We start from the raw sequence: 16958 nt of genomic DNA, 5'->3' as shown, positions 1-16958 counted from the left end.
TTCCTTCGAAACGCTCCGGGCTCGCGTTCGGATCACCCGGCGGAAGAAGGAGGCGAACGGATCAAAGCCGCACGAATGGCCCGATCAGCCTGCCGAGCAAGCCGTTCATGCGCAGGTTGCCCGTCATTGCGACAAGGCAAACACATGGGCCCTCGTCGCCCACCACAGGCCGATGATCGATCTCGTCGTCGCCATAGTCGAAATCACCCGGACCAAACCGGCCGCCTTCGTGGCTGAAGCTGCCCTCGAGCACGAGGGTCAGTTCGGTGCCGGTGTGCGTGTGTTCGAGCATGCGGCTCCCCGGCGCGGAGCGAAGCAGAAAGGCCCGCGCCGTGCCCGAACCGGACAACTCAATTGGCCGCATGCTCAGACCGGGAGCGATGCGCCTGCGCTTGCCGATGCGGTAGTTTCGCAGCGCCGCCGGAACATCCTGCTCGTTGCCGCGAGCGACCTCGGCAGTCGGCGCCGCTCGTTTTTCAGGAGCGTCGTGAATGCGTGACATCACCTGCTCGAACGCATCCGATGCGACCGGCACCGGCTCGATATCTTCAAGCGCCAAGCCGCCAAGTTGCTCGATGGCCTGCACGAACCGGCCGCACCGTGCGCAACCGGCAACATGCACCCCCACCACCAATTGATGGGCTTCTTCCAACCTGCCGGCCGCAAAGTCGGCCAGAAGATCTTCCGGTGGATGATGGCTGATCGTCATGCTTCTTCGTCCAATATGTCTCTCAAGCGGTTCATCGCCAGCCTGATTCGCGACTTGACCGTTCCGAGCGGAATGCCGAGCAAGCTCGCGATTTCCGGGTGCGGCCTCTCCTCGACGAATGACAACCTCACCACCATGGATTGCTCCATCGAGAGCTGCTTGACGGCCGAATTGATCCGTGCGGCGTCCTGCACGCGGGACATGACGGCGTCCGCGGGTTCGGCGGGATCCGGCGTCTCGGGAAGCTCAGAGGTGCCACGCAGGCGGTCTGCCCGCGCCCTGCTGCGGAACAAATCGATGCGTAAGTTGCGCGCGATGGTGAATATCCATGCCGCGGCCCCGGCCGTCGCAGGATCGAACTGGCCTGCCTTCCGCCAGACGGCGATCATGGTATTTTGAGCAATCTCCTCCGCCTCGTCCGAACTGCACCCGGCCTTCAGCATCAGTCCCTTGATGCGTGGCGCGAAATGCTCGAATAGGCGCTTGAAGGCCTCCCGCTCCCGGGTCGAGGCGACGCGTCCGATCAGATCCGCCCAATCCACCTTTGTGTTCGGCCCTTTGCTCGTCCCAGTCGACAGCCGCGCTTCAAGCCTCCGGGGAAAACCAGCCTTCGCCCGGATTGGCGCATCTAAAGCTCGGATAGCAGCGATCATAGCGCCTCGACAAGCGACCTGTGGGTCTGGGAACGAACGGGGACAGGTCTTGGATCACCGCGGAATGATCATTGCGACAGGTTCCGGGGCCGTCCGCACGCAGGTCCGGCCGACCGTGGGCCTTGCGGTCATGGCCAGCGAGTCCTTATTGACGTTGGATCGTCTCTGTCGGGAGTAGGGCATGCCCCTCTGGACCTGCGAAACCTGCGGCGCGCAATTCCCGGATGGCAAAAATCCGCCCGCGTCCTGTCCGATCTGCGAGGACGAACGGCAATTCGTCGGCTGGAAGGGGCAGACTTTCCTCACGAGCAAGGCGCTCTCGGAACGTCACCGCATGGTCTGGCGCGACGATCTCGGTCTGACTGGCATCGCACTCGAGCCAAGCTTTGCCATCGGTCAGCGGGCGCTGCTGGTGCCGCTCGCGGACGGCTGCCTGATGTGGGACTGCGTACCGCTGGCGACGCCGGAGGCGATTGCGCATGTGCGGTCACGCGGCGGCCTGAAGGCGATCGCGATCTCGCATCCGCATTACTATGGCGCGCTCGCCGACTGGAGCGAGGCGTTCGGCGGGGTGCCGGCCTATTTGCACGCCGATGATCGCCAATGGGTGACGCGTCCGCATGCGTCCATCGTGCACTGGACCGGCGCAAGCCATCGCATCTCCGACGATTTGCTGCTGTTGCGTACGGGCGGTCATTTCGCAGGTGCCACCGTGCTGCACCATGCGAGTGGTGCGCATGGCAGCGGCGCGCTACTCACCGGCGATATCGCGCAGGTGACGATGGATCGCCGCTTCGTCAGCTTCATGTACTCCTATCCGAACTATACGCCGCTCAATGCCGCCGCGGTGCGACGGATTGCGGCGGCCGTCGAGCCGCTGGCGTTCGACCGCGTCTACGGTGCCTGGTGGGGTCGCAACATCGCAGCAGGCGCCAAGGCCGCATTCGCGGCCTCTGTTGCGCGCTATCTGGCTGCCATCGCCTGAGCCGGCTTGCGACCGGATTTATCTTGCTGATTCACAATAAATGGACTATAAGTACAGTTATTAAGCGTGACGCAATGATGCGTCTGCGGGACCGGCATGATCGATGCATCGCTGTTTCCGCGGCGCGCTTGTCGCGTGAGCGGGAGTTCGGTCCATGACGGCAGGGCGCGACTACGAGATCTTCGAGGCCGGCGACGTCACGCTCCGGTCCGGGGCCGTCGTCCCTTCGCTCAAGCTCGCCTACAAGACCTACGGCACGCTCAGTCCGGACAAGGACAACGTCATTCTCTACCCGACCTCGTTCAGCGCGCAGCACACCGACACCGAGTGGCTGATCGGGCCCGACGGCGTGCTCGACCCCACACGCTACTTCATCGTGATCCCGAACCTGTTTGGTAACGGCCTATCATCCTCGCCGTCGAATAGCGCAGAGCCGTTTCCGATCCTGAGCTATCACGATGCCATCGCGGTCCAGCATCGGCTGCTTGCCGAGCGGTTCGGCATCTCGAAGCTTGCCCTGGTCTATGGCTGGTCGATGGGCGGCATGCAGGCCTATCACTGGGCGGCGCTGCATCCCGATATGGTCGAGCGGGCGGCCGTCGTCTGCGGCAGTGCCCGCTGCGCGCCCTATAATTACGTCTTCCTGGAAAGCGTGAAAGCCGCGCTGACCGCCGATCCCGCCTTCCGCGACGGCCGCTTCGTCGAGAAGCCCGTCGCGGGCTATCGCGCCATGGGGCGCGTCTACGCGGGTTGGGCGATGTCGCACGGCTTCTATCGCGACGAGATCTGGCGCGAAGCAGGCTTCACCTCGCTGGATGACTATCTCGTCCGCACCTGGGACGCGGCGTTTGCCCGGCGCGATGCCAACGATCTGCTGGCGCAGATCGGCATCTGGCAGAATGGTGATATCAGTCGCTGCACGACCTTCGACGGCGATTTCGATCGCGCGCTCGGTGCGATCACGGCGCACATGCTGCTGATGCCGGGCGCGACCGATCGCTATTTCGACGTTCGCGACAACGAGGACGAACTCGGCCGGCTGGTCAACGCGCGCTCTGCGGTGCTGCATCCGATCCAGTCGCTGCACGGCCATCGCGCCGGCAACCCCGTCAACAATCCGCGCGATCGGGCCTTCATCAAGGCCGAGATCGCGGAGCTTCTCGGCAAGTAGGACAGGCATCCGATCATGAGCGACACAACCGTTTCAGACTCCGGCCATCGGCTGAAGCCGCTGGCACCGGCGATGCTGCGCGAATTGTCGGTGCGCTCCAATCTCAGGGGCGCCGCGCAAAGCCTCAGCCATTACGGCCTGGTCGTACTGGTCGGCGCGCTGATCTGGAGGGTCTCTTCGACCTGGGGTGTCTTTTGGGCGTTGCCGCTGATGGCGGTGCAGGGCTATCTCGTCGCCTTCCTGTTCATGGCCGTGCACGAGACCGCGCACAAGACCGCGTTCAAAAGCCGCGGCCTCAACCTCGTGGTCGGCTATCTCTCGGGCTTCATCATTGGATTGCCTTACGAATATTATTGCTTGTTTCACTGGGACCATCATCGCTACACCCAGGATCCGGACAAGGACCCCGAGCTGGTCGTCGGCGTCAAGCCGACATCCGACACCCAGCTCGCGCTCGCCTATAGCGGCGTGCTGCAGGTCGCCGGCCGTCTCCGGCTGATGCTCGGCCATGCCATCAGTGGTAAGGTCACCGTGCCGTGGATCCCGGACAACAAGCGTGCGGTCATCGTGACCGAGGCGCGCGTCTATGCCGGATTCTATGTCGCGCTGCTCGTGCTGTCGCTGTGGTTCTCGTCGGCGCTGCTGCTCTGGGTCTGGATCGTGCCACTGATCATTGGGCAGTTCTTCCTGCGGCCCTATCTCTATGCCGAGCACACCGGCTGCGAGCGCACCCGCAGCGCATTCCAGAACACTCGCACGACCTACACCGGCGCAATCGTCAAATGGATCGCGTGGAACATGCCCTACCATGTCGAGCACCACGCTTATCCCTCGATCCCGTTCCACGCGCTGCCGAAGCTGAACGGGATCGTCGACGGCGAGATCGTCCATCGTGGCCGCGGCTACATCAGGACGACGCGCGAGACCTGGGCCTGGTTTCGGCGGCATAGACAGGCCGGCTAGTGGAAAAAATTTGACGCGCAAAGGCCCCGATCGCGGTGCGATCGGGGCTTTGTCGTGAATGCGAGATATCAGTAGATCCCGTACGCGCAGACGTTCACGACGCGGACGCGCAGGCCGTGGCGGGTCTGGACGACGCGCTCCTGATAGCAATTGTTGACTCCGCTGTTGACATAGACGCCGCCAAAGCCCCAGCCGTGACCCCAGTGATGGTGGAAGCCGTGGGCCGACGCGGCGGTGGGGGCGAGAGCGGCAACGCCGAGCGAACCGGCGGCGATCAGACCAAGTGCAAGCTTACGAAACATCTTCATTCTCCAGTGTGGCGCAGGGGCCGTTGTTGTGTCCCTGCATCTCGGTCGAGCCGAAACGCGGATGCGTTCATGCAGGAAGGGGAGAATCGTGTTTCAGGAGTGTTTCGTCGCTCGCGGCGGATTGCGCCGCCGTCCTGTTTTCCGCGCCGCGTGATAGCGCACGGCCATCGCCTTCGTCAGCTCGGCCATCTTCTCGCGCAGATCGGCCGGCTCCAGCACTTCGGCCTCGGGTCCGAGCCGCAACAATTCGGCGGCGGCATGCCATGACGTCTTGCCGGTCGGCACTCTGGCAATGCGCCAGCCGTCTGCATCTGCGGTTTCTTCGAGCTGCGTCCGCGCCCTGACGTAAGGCTGGCTCAGTGCATCGAGCAGTTTCACGCCGAAGGGCGACAGCCGAACGATCGCGACATTGGGATGCATCTCGGCCTCGAGACGCAGCGTTGCGTCCCGCCAATAGCCGGCGAGATCGAAGCCGGCGGGCCGCTCACAGCGATCCTCGAGCGCGGTGCAGTCGAGCACGCGCGCGACGCGATAGGTACGCACGCTGCCGTCGACCAGACCTGCGAGATACCAGCTGCCACCTTTCAGCACGAGACCGAGCGGCGCGACGCGGCGCTGCTTCTCGGCGCGCCAGCTCTGGTAGCGGATCTTGATCAGTGTCCCGCGCAGAGTCGCGGCGGCGATGGTGCGCAGATGCTTGGGTTCTTCCGCCTCGCCGAACCAGCCCGGCGCGTCGAGGTGAAAACGCTCCTGCATCCGTCCGGCGTCTTCGCGCAAATTGGCGGGCAGTGCGGCCATCAGCTTGTTCTGTGCAGCAATCATCGCCGCATCCAGCCCGAACGCCGCCGCCGGGCCCGGCAATCCCGCCAGAAACAACGCTTCCGCCTCGCTCTGCGACAAACCGTTCAGCCGCACGCGATAACCGTCGAGCAGCCGATAGCCGCCCTCCGCGCCGCGGTCGGCATAGACAGGGACGCCGGACGCCGCGAGCGCGTCGATGTCGCGGTAGATCGTACGCACCGAGACTTCGCAGGCCTCCGCGAGTTCAGGCGCGGTGACCTGCCCCTTGGCCTGCAGGGTGGTGAGGATCGAAAGCATCCGGCTCGCGCGCATGATCCTTTTTAAATCATACCTGACACAGGATGTCAGGTATGATCCGCTACAACGCCATCGCCAGCCGGCCAGATGGAGACCTGCCATGACCGATCCGAACCGCATCACGCTGTATTATTCGCCGCAAAGCCGCGCCACCGGCACGCGGGTGCTGCTGGAGGAGCTGGGGGCGCCCTATGATCTTCACGTCCTCAACATGAAAACCGGCGAGCAGCGCCAGCCGGCCTATCTCGCCATCAACCCGCTCGGCAAGGTGCCGGCGATCCACCACCGCGGGCAGCTCGTGACCGAGCAGGTCGCGATCACCATCTATCTCGCCGATTTGTTTCCGGAGGCCGGGCTGACGCCCGCGCTGAACGATCCGTTGCGCGGCCCTTACCTGCGCTGGATCGCCTATTACGGTGCTTCGTTCGAACCGGCCCTGATCGACAAGTTCATGCAGCGCGAGCCGGCACCGATCACACAATCGCCCTATGCCGACTATGACACCATGCTCGGCGCGCTCGAGGCGCAGCTGTCGAAGGGACCGTATCTGCTCGGCGAGCGCATGACGGCCGCGGACGTGCTGTGGGGCGTCGCGTTCAGCTGGACGATGATGTTCGGTATTGTGCCGAAGAAGGACGTGTTCGTCCGCTATGCCGAACGCATGACCTCGCGGCCCGCGTTCCAGCGCATCAACGCGGCCGACGCCGAGATGGCGGCGCAGCATGCTGCGGCGGCTCGTGGGTAAGGCGCACGAGCCTCACATTCAGTGTCGTCCCGGCCTGGTGCGCAATTGCGCACGGGGGCCGGGACCCATAACCCCAAGGAGAAGTTTGGCTAAGGCGCGTCGTTCGGGATTTACACCATCTGCAATCGCTAGACCTCGCGGTATGGGTCCCGGCCTTCGCCGGGACGACACCGAGGAATGGCGGCTGCAGCTCCGCTCCCTCAAAACCGCGGCGGCCGCTTTTCCGCGAATGCCTTGATGCCTTCCTTGATCTCGTCGCCGCGCATGCTGTCGCGGTGACGCTGGTCGGCGGCTTGCTGGTCGAGTTCGCCGCGGGCGAATTCGTTGATGGCGCGCTTCATGCCCCGCATCGCCTGCGGGGCGTTGCCGGCGAGGATGTTGGCGAGCCTGTCGACCTCCTCGTCCAGAAACTCGACCGCCACCATATCCGTGAGATAGCCGATCCGCAGCATCTCCGGCGCGCTGATCTTTTGCGCGGTCAGGAACAGCTTCTTCGCATTATCGACGCCGAGCCGCGTCACATAGCGTTTGATGCCGCTGCTGTAATAGTGCAGCCCGAGCCGAGCCGCAGGCATGAACATTTCGGCGGTGTCGACGCCGATGCGGAAATCGCAGGCGAGCGCGAGGTCGGTCGAGCCGCCATAGACGCCGCCGTTGAGCCGGCAGATCGTGGGGACGCCGAGATCCTCCAGCCGGTTGACGACTACCTCGAACGCAGATCCCGCGCTCTGCTGCTCGCTCGCGCTGACCGCGCGCTCGGCAACGGAATTGAGGTCATAGCCCGCGGAGAAGGCGCGCCCCGTGCCGGTCAGTACCAGCACGCGGATATCAGGATCGGCCTCGACCCGGTCGAACAGTTTGACCAGCTCGCCGAGATCCTCGGCCTGAAGCCGGTTGAGATGTTTGGGCCGGTTGAGGCGGATGGTGGCGCGTGGGCCAATGAGTTCGAGCACCGGGCCAGTGGCTGCGTCGGCTGAGTCCGACATTCTTGTCTCCATTTACTTGCTTGTCGCCATCATTTGTTTTCGAGCGTGCGCCGCTTCGCCTCGGCATCGATGGTTTCGGCGAGATCGGGATGCCGCGCCATCAGCACGCGGAAGTCGACGAGGTCGAGAACAAGAAGCCGCGACACCTTGGTGGTCGAGACATTGGCGCCGCGCAAATTGTTGCCGAGCAAGGCCATCTCGCCGAAGAAGGCGCCGTCGCCGAGCCGCACCTTCTTACCGGGCAGGTCGACCTCGACCTCGCCGGCGGCGATGAAATACATGCAGTCGCCCTGCGCACCCTTGCGGATGATCATGGTGCGCGCCGGCAGCTCCATGGTGCGCAGCATGTGGGTGACGTCGGCGATGGCCGCCGGTCCGAGCGCCGCGAAGAACGGCACCTTGCTGACGGATTCCCAGGTCTTGAGGAAATTGTCGCGCCGGGTCTCCGCGGCAAAGCCGGTCGCCAAAATACCGGTCCAGAGGCCGAACACGCCGAGGCCGGAGATCATCACCAGCGCCGCCACCATGCGGCCCAGCGGCGTCACCGGCACGACGTCGCCATAGCCCGTCGTCGTCAGGGTTGCGACGGCCCACCACAGTGCGGCCGGAACGCTGCCGAACGTCTGCGGCTGCACGTCCCGCTCCAGGAAATATTCGGCGACCGAGGCCAGGAAGACCACCATCAGGAAGATCACGAGCACGCTGAGCAGCGGCCCCGATTCCAGTACCAGCACCCGGCGGAGCTGCCGCAGGCCGGGAATGCCCGGCACCACCTTCAGCACCCAGAGCACACTGAGCAGCCACGCCGTTCTCGGCTCGATCCCCAGAATCAGCGCGGCCGGCACGGCCAACGCTCCGACCGCGTCGACCAGCCCGGCGGAGGACGACATGTAGAGTGCAAGGCGCCCCTGTCGCGCCATATGGCGCAGCCGGACCACCCATTCGAACACGAAGTAGACGAGGCAGGTCCAAAGCAGGGCATCGACCCAGCGATGCGCCGTCTCATAGGCCGGATTGACCGTCAGGAGCATCATGCCGAGCACGCCGACGCCGACGGCAACATACGCCGCCCTGGTCATGTTGCGGCCGGCCGTGGCGGCCGCGAACTGGGCCAGAGCGGAGATCAGCGGCTTGAACATGCGGGCAGGCGGCTCGACTTTGTCTTTGCGGTCCCCGGCTGGAACCTCGGTGCCAAAGTGCCTGCCTGGGCCGAGGCCGTCAACGACGGGCGCGTCCGCCGCCACGCGCCGCTACTTGAAATGCGGGGGTTCGTCGTAGCCGCGACGGCTGCTGAAGAACAGCAGCACCATCAAGCCGATGCCGACAAGAACGGAAAATCCGGCCCCCAACGCCAGCGCCACATAGCCTTCCGTGGGGATGGGCTCGCCGTCGACCGCCAGCGCGGAATAGGCGAAATAGCCTACCGCCGCCAGCATGCCCAGCAGGAAGATGATGAGGAGTGCACGCATCGCGCGGTCTCCGGTTGTACCCGGGAGCAAACGGTTGTGGACGAGCACGGTTCCCGGACTAAAGCCCGGTCGCCCGCGGACGTGCCGGCAAGGCGTCGCCGCAGACCCTCAAACCGACAGGTCAGGCACTCTGAGCTGTCTTCACCACCACGACATTGCTCTCGTCGTGCTGGGGAGGGGCCACATCGTGAGCGGCCTTCCCGCTCTCGCCCGCATGGCGCTTGAGGTAGTCGCGGCGCATGCCGATCTCGTCGCGGACGAATTCGTAGCCGAGCTTGAATGTGTCGAGCCCGTCGCTACTGATCGTGCCGTCTCGCAAGCCGATGACGGCGCCACGCAAGATGCCTTCCAGCTCGTCCTGGAGACATTCGAGCTGGTCCAGCGAATGAGCGTGTTCGATCCGCTCGCCGACGTCGAGGATCGCGGTGGCGAGCTCGCTGGCCTTCTCCGGCGCGATCCGGGTGATCTTGGCGTAGATCGCGGCGAAGATCGAGCCGATGACGCTGAGCGCGGCAGCGCCCAGATACATCAGGTCGCTGTACTTATCCATGAACGACTTGGTGTCGTCGTTGATGTAGTCGGCCGCCCCTTGATGCGCGATCACGAAGGCGTCCTTCTCGACGGACGCGGGCTCGATTCTGCTGGCAAAGCCGCCGTCGAGCCCGAGCGCGGACTTGTTCTCGTAGACGATGCGCGCGAGATCCCCGGCCGCCGTCGGCGACATCCTGGATTGGACGACCAGCAACCATTCGAGCCCGATCGTGTCGAGATCGTCGTCGGGAATTTCCGGTGATGCGGACAGCATGCCCGCCGTCAGTGTCTCGCTGGAAATGCCGGGGATCTTGCGCGCCAGCACTTTCGCCTCGTCGATCGCGTTCAGTGTGAAGCCGCCGCGCCTGGCGACCTGCTCATACGCCTTGTCCCGCACCGCCCGCGAGGCGTGGACGATGGCGACGACCGCGCCAAAGCCGCTTGCCGGCGCGAACAGCTTGTCGAGCGTTGCGCCCTGCGGCGCCATCTGGATCTTCGCCGCGTCCGCACCGTCGGGAATGTCGAGGATGCCGCGGACGAAGGCGAGCGAGGATTCGTTGTCGGCGAGGACGGCGACCTTCTTCTTCTTCAGCTCGGCGAGCGACTTGATCTTCTTGTTTCCGGGCCCGAGCAGCAGCACGAGATCGTGCTCGAGGATCGCGAGCGTGCGTGCCCGCAACGGCACCTTGGCGTCGGTGCGAAGCACCGCGAGGTCGGCCTGTTTGCGATCGAACTGGGCGATCGCCTTGGCGTTGTCGGCGTTGTTGACGATCTTGATCCGAAAGCGCGAGGCGTTGTTCTTCAGGACCGCGGCGAGCTTGGCTGCGAACAGCGCCTCGTCGCTGTTGGGGGCGCCGACGGCAAAGGTCAGCGTCTCCGAATTGTGCACCAGCATGCGGCCGCCCCAGACGGTGGCAAGCGACAACAGCAGGGTCAGCACGACGTAGAGGAAGACCTGCTGCTGGTTGGTCTTGATCACCTTGGGTCGCCGGGGCGGTGGCTCGATCGGCGATGAGGTAGGGCCCTCAGTACTCATGGCAGCACTCTGGCCTTATGATTCCGGTGGCGGGCGGCATCGCGGATGTGATCGCTGCGGTCGCCCTGTAATTCGTAAACGTCTGAAAAAAGAAAGATATTCTCTACCGGCAATGATAGCGCGCAGGCTGCGGAAAGCAAATTCCGAGCCGAAGGTAACCTTACTCAGCTCGGCCGTGGCGATTGGTCATCCTATCACCGGTTAGCCACAGTTGGCGATTTTCCGGTTCCCCCCGGCTGCATTCCGTCGCGGGAGATGTCATAAATCGCACGTCCCGGCGATTTGACCGGTCCAGGAAGAGATTGCGCTGAACGCTCCAATTCTTCTTGTCACGTCAATGAGGGCGCCTTGTCGTTTCCACCCCTGTCATCGGCGGTTCCGGTCGAAGCCCTCATTGGTTGGATGTTGCTGCTCACGTTCAAGCACATCATCGCCGATTTCGTCCTCCAGACTGCCTGGATGGCGCACGGCAAGGACCAGAAGCACGGCTGGGCCCTGCCGCTCCTGGTGCACTGCCTGGTTCACCTTGCGGTTGCGCTTCCGCTGATCCTGATCGTGGCGCCGAAATTCTGGTTTGTGGCGTTGATCGACTTCGTGATCCACATCACGATCGACCGCGCCAAGGGCCTGGTCTCGGCCAATTTCGGTGTCGATCTTGCGCATCCCTGGTTCTGGACTCTGATCGGTGTCGACCAGGCCCTGCACCATCTGACCGGCTTCGGCCTCTCCATCTTCATGGCGGCGAACTGAGCGGTGGCGGCGTAGGTAGTCGTCCATCGGCGTCCACAAGAGGTCGTCATGCCCGGGCTTGTCCCGCCTGCGCGGCCGAAGCTGCGTTGGCGAGGCGAAGGCCCGGGCATCCACGTTCTTCGCGCTCTCGGCTTGGCCGGGACAAGCCCGGCCATGACGCTGTGGAGGCATTTCCGGCCATTGATTCGCTGCCAAGGCGCAAGGACCCCGGGTGACTACCGGGCCGCGTGGTTAACCTTTCGTTAGAGAATTGCACTGCATCTTCCCACACGAGGGAGAACTGCAATGTTTTCAAGCCGCGATACCTTTGAAGGCGATTCGTGCCCGGTCCGCGACGAACTCCTTGGCGAGATGTACCGCGCCAGCGAGAGTGGCCTGCCGAGGCTGGTTGAAAGTGTTTCCCCTGACGCGCGCGCCAGGCTGGCGCTGTTCTGCTATCGCCGCAGCCATCTGCACTCGCTGGCGGTCGCGATCGCCGGCAGCTGCAACGAGCGCGACCTGATCGAGAACGGCGGCCGTGTCGGTTCGACGCTCTACGCGCTTGCGCGCGAAGGTGCGGCGAAATCCTCGCCGTCGCTGTCCGGTGGCCGCAAGCCGATCACGCTGTCGACCAAGCCGCTCTCGGTGCTCGCGCCGCTGGACGACGAGATCGACGACGAGATCAGCGAAGCCGTCCCCGCCTAAACGCTCGCGATAATTGGCAGCCCGAATTTCCGCCGCGCCATCGCGCATTCGGCATCGCCTGGCATGCATGTGCGGCACACCTCGGGCCGCACTGCGTAGATGCCGCACGCGGTCGCTTGTCCGATCTCTCCCTGCAACGCCGAACAGCGATCGCCCTCGCAGCGCATGCCGGATTGACGCGCGTTGACGAGCGCTTCGGGAATCGCGGCAAGCTCCTCGTCGCTCTCGATGGAGAAGCGCGGCCAATTCGCCGAATAGCCGCAGCAGGCGCCGCAACTCTGGCAACAGCTCGACAGGTCGATGGGGGCGTTCTCGTCCATCGTCACGGGTCCTTCACGTATCCTTGGGCGGGCCCCAGACCAGGCTCTGCCGCCATTTCGCGCGCAGCACGTCGCGCCTTTCAGGATATCTCTCGTCGGGATAGCTCGCATCCACCACGCGGTCCGTGCGGAAGCTGCGGAAGTCGCCGCGCAGCTCGCACCAGGCCGCGAGCAGGCGCACGGCTTCGAGATAGCCGATCGAAATCGGCCAGATCATGCGCTCGCTGGCGCGGCCCTGCTCGTCGCGATAGCGCAGCATGATCTTCTTGCCTTCGTGGATCTGGGTGCGCGTGCGGGCCATGTCCAGGCGGTCCGGCTCCCTGTTCCAGCTCGGCCGGGCCCGGCTTGCCGGCTCCAGCACGAAGGGGCGCAGGCGCTCGGGGACAGTGTCGGCGATCTTGGCCATCAAGTCTTCAGCCGCGCGCGCAAGCGCGGGATCGGCATGGCCGGCGACCCATTGCGCGCCCAGCACCGCCGCCTCGATCTCGTCGGGTGTCAGCATCAAAGGCGGCAGGTCAAAACCCTTTTCCAGGATGTAGCCCATGCCGGCTTCACCGCGGATCGGCACGCGCTGGCCGATCAGCGTGGCGATGTCGCGATAGATCGTGCGCTTCGAGGTCTCGAGCTCGGCCGCGATGGCATCCGCCGTCAGCGGCTTACGCGTGCGCCTCAGCACCTGGATGATTTGAAACAGCCGGTCGGCGCGTCTCATGACGGATCTCTTGTCGGTGGTTTTTTCAGAAGGCGGCGCGCGGCTGCTGACAGGATGTTGGCAGCAGGGGAGTTCTATACCGGGTCAACACGTAGACTGAAGAGGATTTGTCCATGATCATTCCAACTCATTTCAGCCCGGCCGCTGCGCTGTGGCGGACCCAGCCTTTACGGGTCCAGCCTCTGCAAGTCCTGCGTTTGCAAGTCCTGCGTTTGCAAGTCCTGCGTTTACAAGTCCGAGCTTGGTACGCATGGGCGTGCGGCCGCCTCGTATCCCTTGATCTCATGGTCGTCGACCTCCGCCTTGCGCTCGCGACCGTGGTGGCCCGCTTCCTGGTCCAGGCCGCGGACGCGCTGGTCCGTCATGTCATGGCCCGCGCCTGGCGGGGGGCCCGTTTCGCAGAAGATATCACGGCTGCTGCCACCATGGTGGCAGCAGCCCGCGGTTAAGTTCCCTCAACTCTTTCGGTCGTTTCAGGAGAGCCTTCATGATCACGCTTTACGGCTTTGGCACCGGCTTCGGCCTGCCGGAAATCAGCCCCTTCGTCACCAAGACCGAGGTGCAGCTCAAGATGGCGGGATTGCCCTACCGGAAGGAGCGGGCGATGCCGCCCGCCTCTCCCAAGGGACAGCTGCCTTTCATCGACGATGGCGGCGAGGCGGTGGCCGATTCCACCTTCATCCGCGCCCATATCGAGCGCCGCTACGGCTTCGATTTCGACGCCGGCCTGTCGCTTGCCGAACGCGCACAGGCTTGGGCATTCGAGCGCATGATCGAGCATCACGTTTATTTTGCGCTGGTCGGGGCGCGCTGGGTCGACCCGGTCAACTTCGCCAAGGGGCCTGCACATTTCTTCGACGGCGCGCCGGAGCACAATCGCGAGAAATTGCGCGAGGATGCGCAATTCCGCGTCGCCGAGAACTACCTGCTCTCCGGGCTCGGACGGCACGCGCCCGATGACGACGTCGATCTCGCCGTGCGCTCGCTGTTTGCGCTCTCGGTGCAGCTCGGCGACAAGTCCTATCTGATGGGCAACAAGCCCTGCGGCGTCGATGCCACCGCTTTCGGTGCACTCGCCGGCATCCTGACGCCGTTCTTCGAATCCGCACTGCGCCGTCGCGCCGAAGGATTCCCGAACCTCACCGCCTACGTCGACCGGATGATGGACCATTACTATCCGGAGTTCGCCTGGACCCCGCTGCGACAGGCGGCGTAGGAACGCGGCGTATTCTCTTCGTCATGCCCGGGCTCGTCCCGGGCATCCACGTTCTTCGCGCCGTATGGCAAGGCGTGGATGGCCGGGACGAGCCCGGCCATGACGATCATATGGCAATGCCATTCTAGGAGCCAAAAGAAAGAGCCGGCCCATCGGGCCGGCTCTCGTCGTCAATCCTGCCGCTGCGTCTATTTCACCAGCATGTACTTGCCGTTCTTCACAGTGAGAAGGATGCGCGAGCGCTCGTCGAGGCCGTAGCGGTCCTTTTCGGTGAAGTTGTAGACGCCCTGGCTCGCCGCAAGCTCCTTCTCCGACAGCAGCGCCTGGCGGATCGCTTCGCGGAATTCCGGCGTGCCGGGCTTCGCCGTCTTGAGTGCCGTCGGGATGATGCGTTTGAGAATCTCGAACGCATCGTAAGAGTGACCGGCGAACTGGCTGCGGCTGTTCGGGCCGTACTTGGCTTCATAGGCCGAGTTGAGCGCGAGGCCCGGCTTCTTGGTGGCGGCTTCGTCCGGCTGATCCTCGGGATCCATGACGGGACCAGAGGCCATCAGCACGCCTTCCGCCGCTTTGCCGGCGATGCGGATGAAGTCCATGCTGGCGGCGCCGTGGGTCTGGTAGATCAGGCCCTGATAGCCGCGCTCGCGCAGCTCGGTCTGCGGCAGCGCGGCCGCGGTACCGGAAGCGCCGACCAGAATGGCGTCGGGATTCGCAGCCACGAGCTTCAGCACCTGTCCGGTCACCGACGTGTCGGGGCGAGCGAAGCGCTCCTCGTCGGCGATGGTTATGCCCATCGGCACGCCCTGCGCCTTCAAATCGTTGAACCAGAGGTCGCCATAGGAGTCGGAATAGCCGATATAGCCGACCGTCTTCACGCCCTTGGCCTTCATGTGGTCGTACAGCACCTTGCCCACGATCGGGATCGGCTGCGGCATCGCCACCGACCACTTCATGCGCTCCGGCGTGATCGGGAACGGCGCCAGGCCGAAATGCGGAATGCCGGCTTCGTTGGCGACGTTGGACACCGCGATGGTCGGCGGCGTCAGCGCCGAGCCCATGATGATATCGGCCTTGGATTCGGTCACGAAGCGGCGGGCGTTGGTGGTCGCGGTGGTGGGATCGCCGCCGTCGTCGAGCACGATCACCTTCAGCGGCACGCCGCCGATCTCCTTCGGCACGAACTCCAGCGCATTGCGCTCGGGAATCCCCAGCGCTGCGCCCGGGCCGGTCGTGGTGGTGGTGATGCCGATGGTGACCTCGGCGGTCTGGGCCAGCGCGGGCACGGCCGGCAGCGCAAGCGCGGCCGCGGTGACGGCGGCGGTCAGGTAAAAGCGTTTCATCTATTCCTCCCTTTATGTGTTTCTTTGAAAGCAGAAATCGGGGGGTAATTCAGCCCCCTCTTTTGGTGATGTGGCGATTTAGCTCCGGGCATCGCTCCCCGTGAATTTGGCTACCATTTCCGCAGGAAACGGTGCCGATTTCAGTTTGTCGGGGTTAACGGGGTCGCGGCCGACCAGGACGCGGGTCTCGAAACCCTCGAGCGCCAGCGCCTCGCCCTTGTAGACGCTGTGCTTCACCTCGAAACTCGAGCGCTTGATGCTCTCGACCTTGGTTTCGATGGTGATCCAGTCGCCATAAGTCGAGGGGATGTAGAACTTGGCGCGGGTGTCGACCATGGGAATGCCCACCAAGCCGTATTTGCGGACCAGGTCCTGCTTGGAGAACCCGGCGACTTCGAACAGGGTCGACGTCGAATCGTCGAACATCGCGAAATAGCGCGGGTAATAGACGATGTTGGCGGGGTCACAGTCACCCCACTGGATCTGGACGTCGCGCCGGTTCACGAACATAGGCCGCGTCCTATTTCGGCGCCATGCGCAGCGAGCCGTCGAGGCGCACCACTTCGCCGTTCAGGTACGAATTCTCGACCATGTGCAGGGCGAGCGCCGCGAACTCGTCGGCGTGGCCGAGCCGGCGCGGGAACGGGATCGCGGCGGCGAGCGAGTCCTGCGCTTCCTGCGGCAGGTTGGCGAGCAGCGGCGTGAGGAACAGGCCGGGCGCGATCGTCAGCACGCGGACGCCGAACTGCGCCAGCTCGCGCGCGATCGGCAGCGTCATGCCAACGATGCCGCCCTTTGAGGCCGAATAGGCCGATTGCCCGATCTGGCCGTCATAAGCGGCAACGGAAGCCGTGTTGATGATGACGCCGCGCTCGCCGGTCGCCTGCGGCTCGAGCTTGGACATCTCGTTTGCGGCAAGGCGCAGCATGTTGAAGGTCCCGATCAGATTGACCTTGATCACCTTGTCGAAATCGGCGAGCGCCATCGGGCCGTCGCGGCCGACGACGCGCTTGGCTACGCCGATGCCGGCGCAATTGACCAGCACGCGCGCGGGTCCATGGGCCTTGGTCGCCTGCGCGATTGCAGCTTCCGCTGAGGCGGCATCGGAGACGTCGCAAGCCACGGCCACGCCCTTGATCTCGGCGGCGACAGTCTCGGCGAGCTTGGCATTGAGATCGCAGACCGCGACCCTGGCGCCCTGGCCAGCCAGCTTTCGCGCAGTCGCCGCACCAAGTCCCGACGCGCCGCCGGTGACGATGACAGCCTGATCCTTCAACAACAT

General features: G+C 64.4%; 21 protein-coding genes. 8 read left to right on the top strand and 13 right to left on the bottom strand.

Annotated elements, in window-relative coordinates; translation table 11 throughout:
* Positions 1-61 precede the first annotated feature (61 nt).
* A complete protein-coding gene (locus tag GWG67_RS26750; RefSeq protein WP_275172353.1) occupies positions 62-709 on the bottom strand; it encodes a ChrR family anti-sigma-E factor in 648 nt (215 codons plus the stop codon).
* A complete protein-coding gene (locus GWG67_RS26745; RefSeq protein ID WP_275172370.1) occupies positions 706-1251 on the bottom strand; it encodes a sigma-70 family RNA polymerase sigma factor in 546 nt (181 codons plus the stop codon). The genes GWG67_RS26750 and GWG67_RS26745 overlap by 4 nt, the downstream gene beginning before the upstream one ends.
* A gap of 292 nt (positions 1252-1543) precedes the next feature.
* Between GWG67_RS26745 and GWG67_RS26740 the strand changes: the two genes are divergently transcribed.
* The 3 genes from GWG67_RS26740 to GWG67_RS26730 all read left to right on the top strand — a co-directional run bounded on the left by GWG67_RS26740 (position 1544) and on the right by GWG67_RS26730 (position 4481).
* Complete coding sequence (locus GWG67_RS26740; protein WP_275172352.1) at positions 1544-2347, top strand: MBL fold metallo-hydrolase; 804 nt, start codon at positions 1544-1546, stop codon at positions 2345-2347.
* A gap of 154 nt (positions 2348-2501) precedes the next feature.
* Positions 2502-3518 (top strand): alpha/beta fold hydrolase, encoded by a 1017-nt coding sequence (locus GWG67_RS26735; protein WP_275172351.1) that lies wholly within the window; start codon positions 2502-2504, stop codon positions 3516-3518.
* Between the two features lie 15 nt (positions 3519-3533).
* Positions 3534-4481 carry a fatty acid desaturase gene (locus tag GWG67_RS26730; protein WP_275172350.1) on the top strand — a complete coding sequence of 316 codons (948 nt, stop codon included), beginning with the start codon at positions 3534-3536 and terminating at the stop codon, positions 4479-4481.
* A gap of 68 nt (positions 4482-4549) precedes the next feature.
* Here the strand turns inward: GWG67_RS26730 and GWG67_RS26725 are convergent, their stop codons facing one another.
* On the bottom strand, positions 4550-4783 hold the full coding sequence (locus GWG67_RS26725) for a hypothetical protein (RefSeq protein WP_018459448.1): 234 nt from the start codon (positions 4781-4783) through the stop codon (positions 4550-4552).
* Between the two features lie 99 nt (positions 4784-4882).
* Complete coding sequence (locus GWG67_RS26720) at positions 4883-5902, bottom strand: YafY family protein (RefSeq protein WP_275172349.1); 1020 nt, start codon at positions 5900-5902, stop codon at positions 4883-4885.
* A gap of 85 nt (positions 5903-5987) precedes the next feature.
* Between GWG67_RS26720 and GWG67_RS26715 the strand changes: the two genes are divergently transcribed.
* Positions 5988-6632: a glutathione S-transferase family protein gene (locus GWG67_RS26715; RefSeq protein ID WP_275172348.1), complete on the top strand. Its 645-nt coding sequence runs from the start codon at positions 5988-5990 to the stop codon at positions 6630-6632.
* 200 nt (positions 6633-6832) lie between these two features.
* On the opposite strand, the gene GWG67_RS26710 is transcribed toward GWG67_RS26715, so the two are convergent.
* The 4 genes from GWG67_RS26710 to GWG67_RS26695 form a co-directional block, all read right to left on the bottom strand.
* Complete coding sequence (locus tag GWG67_RS26710; RefSeq protein ID WP_275172347.1) at positions 6833-7618, bottom strand: enoyl-CoA hydratase/isomerase family protein; 786 nt, start codon at positions 7616-7618, stop codon at positions 6833-6835.
* A gap of 29 nt (positions 7619-7647) precedes the next feature.
* Positions 7648-8757: a cyclic nucleotide-gated ion channel gene (locus tag GWG67_RS26705; RefSeq protein ID WP_275172346.1), complete on the bottom strand. Its 1110-nt coding sequence runs from the start codon at positions 8755-8757 to the stop codon at positions 7648-7650.
* Between the two features lie 111 nt (positions 8758-8868).
* The gene (locus GWG67_RS26700; protein ID WP_275172345.1) at positions 8869-9087 is read right to left on the bottom strand and encodes a hypothetical protein; all 219 of its coding nucleotides are present in this window, start codon (positions 9085-9087) and stop codon (positions 8869-8871) included.
* 121 nt (positions 9088-9208) lie between these two features.
* Positions 9209-10654: a TAXI family TRAP transporter solute-binding subunit gene (locus GWG67_RS26695; RefSeq protein WP_275172344.1), complete on the bottom strand. Its 1446-nt coding sequence runs from the start codon at positions 10652-10654 to the stop codon at positions 9209-9211.
* 402 nt (positions 10655-11056) lie between these two features.
* Between GWG67_RS26695 and GWG67_RS26690 the strand changes: the two genes are divergently transcribed.
* Together GWG67_RS26690 and GWG67_RS26685 are read left to right on the top strand one after the other, a co-directional pair.
* Complete coding sequence (locus tag GWG67_RS26690) at positions 11057-11404, top strand: DUF3307 domain-containing protein (RefSeq protein ID WP_018458457.1); 348 nt, start codon at positions 11057-11059, stop codon at positions 11402-11404.
* A 285-nt stretch (positions 11405-11689) separates the two neighbouring features.
* Positions 11690-12088: a hypothetical protein gene (locus tag GWG67_RS26685; protein WP_007599645.1), complete on the top strand. Its 399-nt coding sequence runs from the start codon at positions 11690-11692 to the stop codon at positions 12086-12088.
* Here the strand turns inward: GWG67_RS26685 and GWG67_RS26680 are convergent.
* Both GWG67_RS26680 and GWG67_RS26675 read right to left on the bottom strand, forming a co-directional pair.
* A complete protein-coding gene (locus GWG67_RS26680) occupies positions 12085-12408 on the bottom strand; it encodes a YkgJ family cysteine cluster protein (protein ID WP_275172343.1) in 324 nt (107 codons plus the stop codon). The two genes, GWG67_RS26685 and GWG67_RS26680, sit on opposite strands and share 4 nt — an antisense overlap.
* A gap of 13 nt (positions 12409-12421) precedes the next feature.
* On the bottom strand, positions 12422-13120 hold the full coding sequence (locus GWG67_RS26675) for a YafY family protein (protein WP_007599649.1): 699 nt from the start codon (positions 13118-13120) through the stop codon (positions 12422-12424).
* Between the two features lie 113 nt (positions 13121-13233).
* On the opposite strand from GWG67_RS26675, the gene GWG67_RS26670 reads away from it, so the two are divergent.
* Positions 13234-13569: a hypothetical protein gene (locus tag GWG67_RS26670; protein WP_275172342.1), complete on the top strand. Its 336-nt coding sequence runs from the start codon at positions 13234-13236 to the stop codon at positions 13567-13569.
* 38 nt (positions 13570-13607) lie between these two features.
* Positions 13608-14336 (top strand): glutathione S-transferase family protein, encoded by a 729-nt coding sequence (locus tag GWG67_RS26665; RefSeq protein WP_275172341.1) that lies wholly within the window; start codon positions 13608-13610, stop codon positions 14334-14336.
* Between the two features lie 188 nt (positions 14337-14524).
* Here the strand turns inward: GWG67_RS26665 and GWG67_RS26660 are convergent, their stop codons facing one another.
* The 3 genes from GWG67_RS26660 to GWG67_RS26650 all read right to left on the bottom strand — a co-directional run bounded on the left by GWG67_RS26660 (position 14525) and on the right by GWG67_RS26650 (position 16958).
* Positions 14525-15676: an ABC transporter substrate-binding protein gene (locus tag GWG67_RS26660; protein ID WP_275172340.1), complete on the bottom strand. Its 1152-nt coding sequence runs from the start codon at positions 15674-15676 to the stop codon at positions 14525-14527.
* A gap of 78 nt (positions 15677-15754) precedes the next feature.
* The gene (locus tag GWG67_RS26655) at positions 15755-16186 is read right to left on the bottom strand and encodes a thioesterase family protein (protein WP_275172339.1); all 432 of its coding nucleotides are present in this window, start codon (positions 16184-16186) and stop codon (positions 15755-15757) included.
* Between the two features lie 10 nt (positions 16187-16196).
* Positions 16197-16958 carry an SDR family NAD(P)-dependent oxidoreductase gene (locus GWG67_RS26650; RefSeq protein ID WP_275172338.1) on the bottom strand — a complete coding sequence of 254 codons (762 nt, stop codon included), beginning with the start codon at positions 16956-16958 and terminating at the stop codon, positions 16197-16199.

Origin of the sequence: Bradyrhizobium sp. CSS354 (genome assembly GCF_029051725.1) — a bacterium.
In the GTDB taxonomy this organism is placed as follows: Bacteria; Pseudomonadota; Alphaproteobacteria; order Rhizobiales; family Xanthobacteraceae; genus Bradyrhizobium.
The sequence above is the reverse complement of the archived record's forward strand: the minus strand, read 5'-3'. Positions and strand labels throughout refer to the sequence as shown.

Bases quoted from the DNA above. Each gene is read 5' to 3' on its own strand.
- GWG67_RS26660 (WP_275172340.1), bottom strand. From the start codon at position 15,676: ATGAAACGCTTTTACCTGACCGCCGCCGTCACCGCGGCCGCGCTTGCG.
- GWG67_RS26720 (WP_275172349.1), bottom strand. From the start codon at position 5,902: ATGCGCGCGAGCCGGATGCTTTCGATCCTCACCACCCTGCAGGCCAAG.
- GWG67_RS26650 (WP_275172338.1), bottom strand. From the start codon at position 16,958: ATGTTGTTGAAGGATCAGGCTGTCATCGTCACCGGCGGCGCGTCGGGA.
- GWG67_RS26670 (WP_275172342.1), top strand. From the start codon at position 13,234: ATGATCATTCCAACTCATTTCAGCCCGGCCGCTGCGCTGTGGCGGACC.
- GWG67_RS26750 (WP_275172353.1), bottom strand. From the start codon at position 709: ATGACGATCAGCCATCATCCACCGGAAGATCTTCTGGCCGACTTTGCG.
- GWG67_RS26655 (WP_275172339.1), bottom strand. From the start codon at position 16,186: ATGTTCGTGAACCGGCGCGACGTCCAGATCCAGTGGGGTGACTGTGAC.
- GWG67_RS26680 (WP_275172343.1), bottom strand. From the start codon at position 12,408: ATGGACGAGAACGCCCCCATCGACCTGTCGAGCTGTTGCCAGAGTTGC.
- GWG67_RS26675 (WP_007599649.1), bottom strand. From the start codon at position 13,120: ATGAGACGCGCCGACCGGCTGTTTCAAATCATCCAGGTGCTGAGGCGC.
- GWG67_RS26740 (WP_275172352.1), top strand. From the start codon at position 1,544: ATGCCCCTCTGGACCTGCGAAACCTGCGGCGCGCAATTCCCGGATGGC.
- GWG67_RS26710 (WP_275172347.1), bottom strand. From the start codon at position 7,618: ATGTCGGACTCAGCCGACGCAGCCACTGGCCCGGTGCTCGAACTCATT.
- GWG67_RS26735 (WP_275172351.1), top strand. From the start codon at position 2,502: ATGACGGCAGGGCGCGACTACGAGATCTTCGAGGCCGGCGACGTCACG.
- GWG67_RS26695 (WP_275172344.1), bottom strand. From the start codon at position 10,654: ATGAGTACTGAGGGCCCTACCTCATCGCCGATCGAGCCACCGCCCCGG.
- GWG67_RS26730 (WP_275172350.1), top strand. From the start codon at position 3,534: ATGAGCGACACAACCGTTTCAGACTCCGGCCATCGGCTGAAGCCGCTG.
- GWG67_RS26705 (WP_275172346.1), bottom strand. From the start codon at position 8,757: ATGTTCAAGCCGCTGATCTCCGCTCTGGCCCAGTTCGCGGCCGCCACG.
- GWG67_RS26725 (WP_018459448.1), bottom strand. From the start codon at position 4,783: ATGTTTCGTAAGCTTGCACTTGGTCTGATCGCCGCCGGTTCGCTCGGC.
- GWG67_RS26715 (WP_275172348.1), top strand. From the start codon at position 5,988: ATGACCGATCCGAACCGCATCACGCTGTATTATTCGCCGCAAAGCCGC.
- GWG67_RS26685 (WP_007599645.1), top strand. From the start codon at position 11,690: ATGTTTTCAAGCCGCGATACCTTTGAAGGCGATTCGTGCCCGGTCCGC.
- GWG67_RS26700 (WP_275172345.1), bottom strand. From the start codon at position 9,087: ATGCGTGCACTCCTCATCATCTTCCTGCTGGGCATGCTGGCGGCGGTA.
- GWG67_RS26665 (WP_275172341.1), top strand. From the start codon at position 13,608: ATGATCACGCTTTACGGCTTTGGCACCGGCTTCGGCCTGCCGGAAATC.
- GWG67_RS26690 (WP_018458457.1), top strand. From the start codon at position 11,057: ATGTTGCTGCTCACGTTCAAGCACATCATCGCCGATTTCGTCCTCCAG.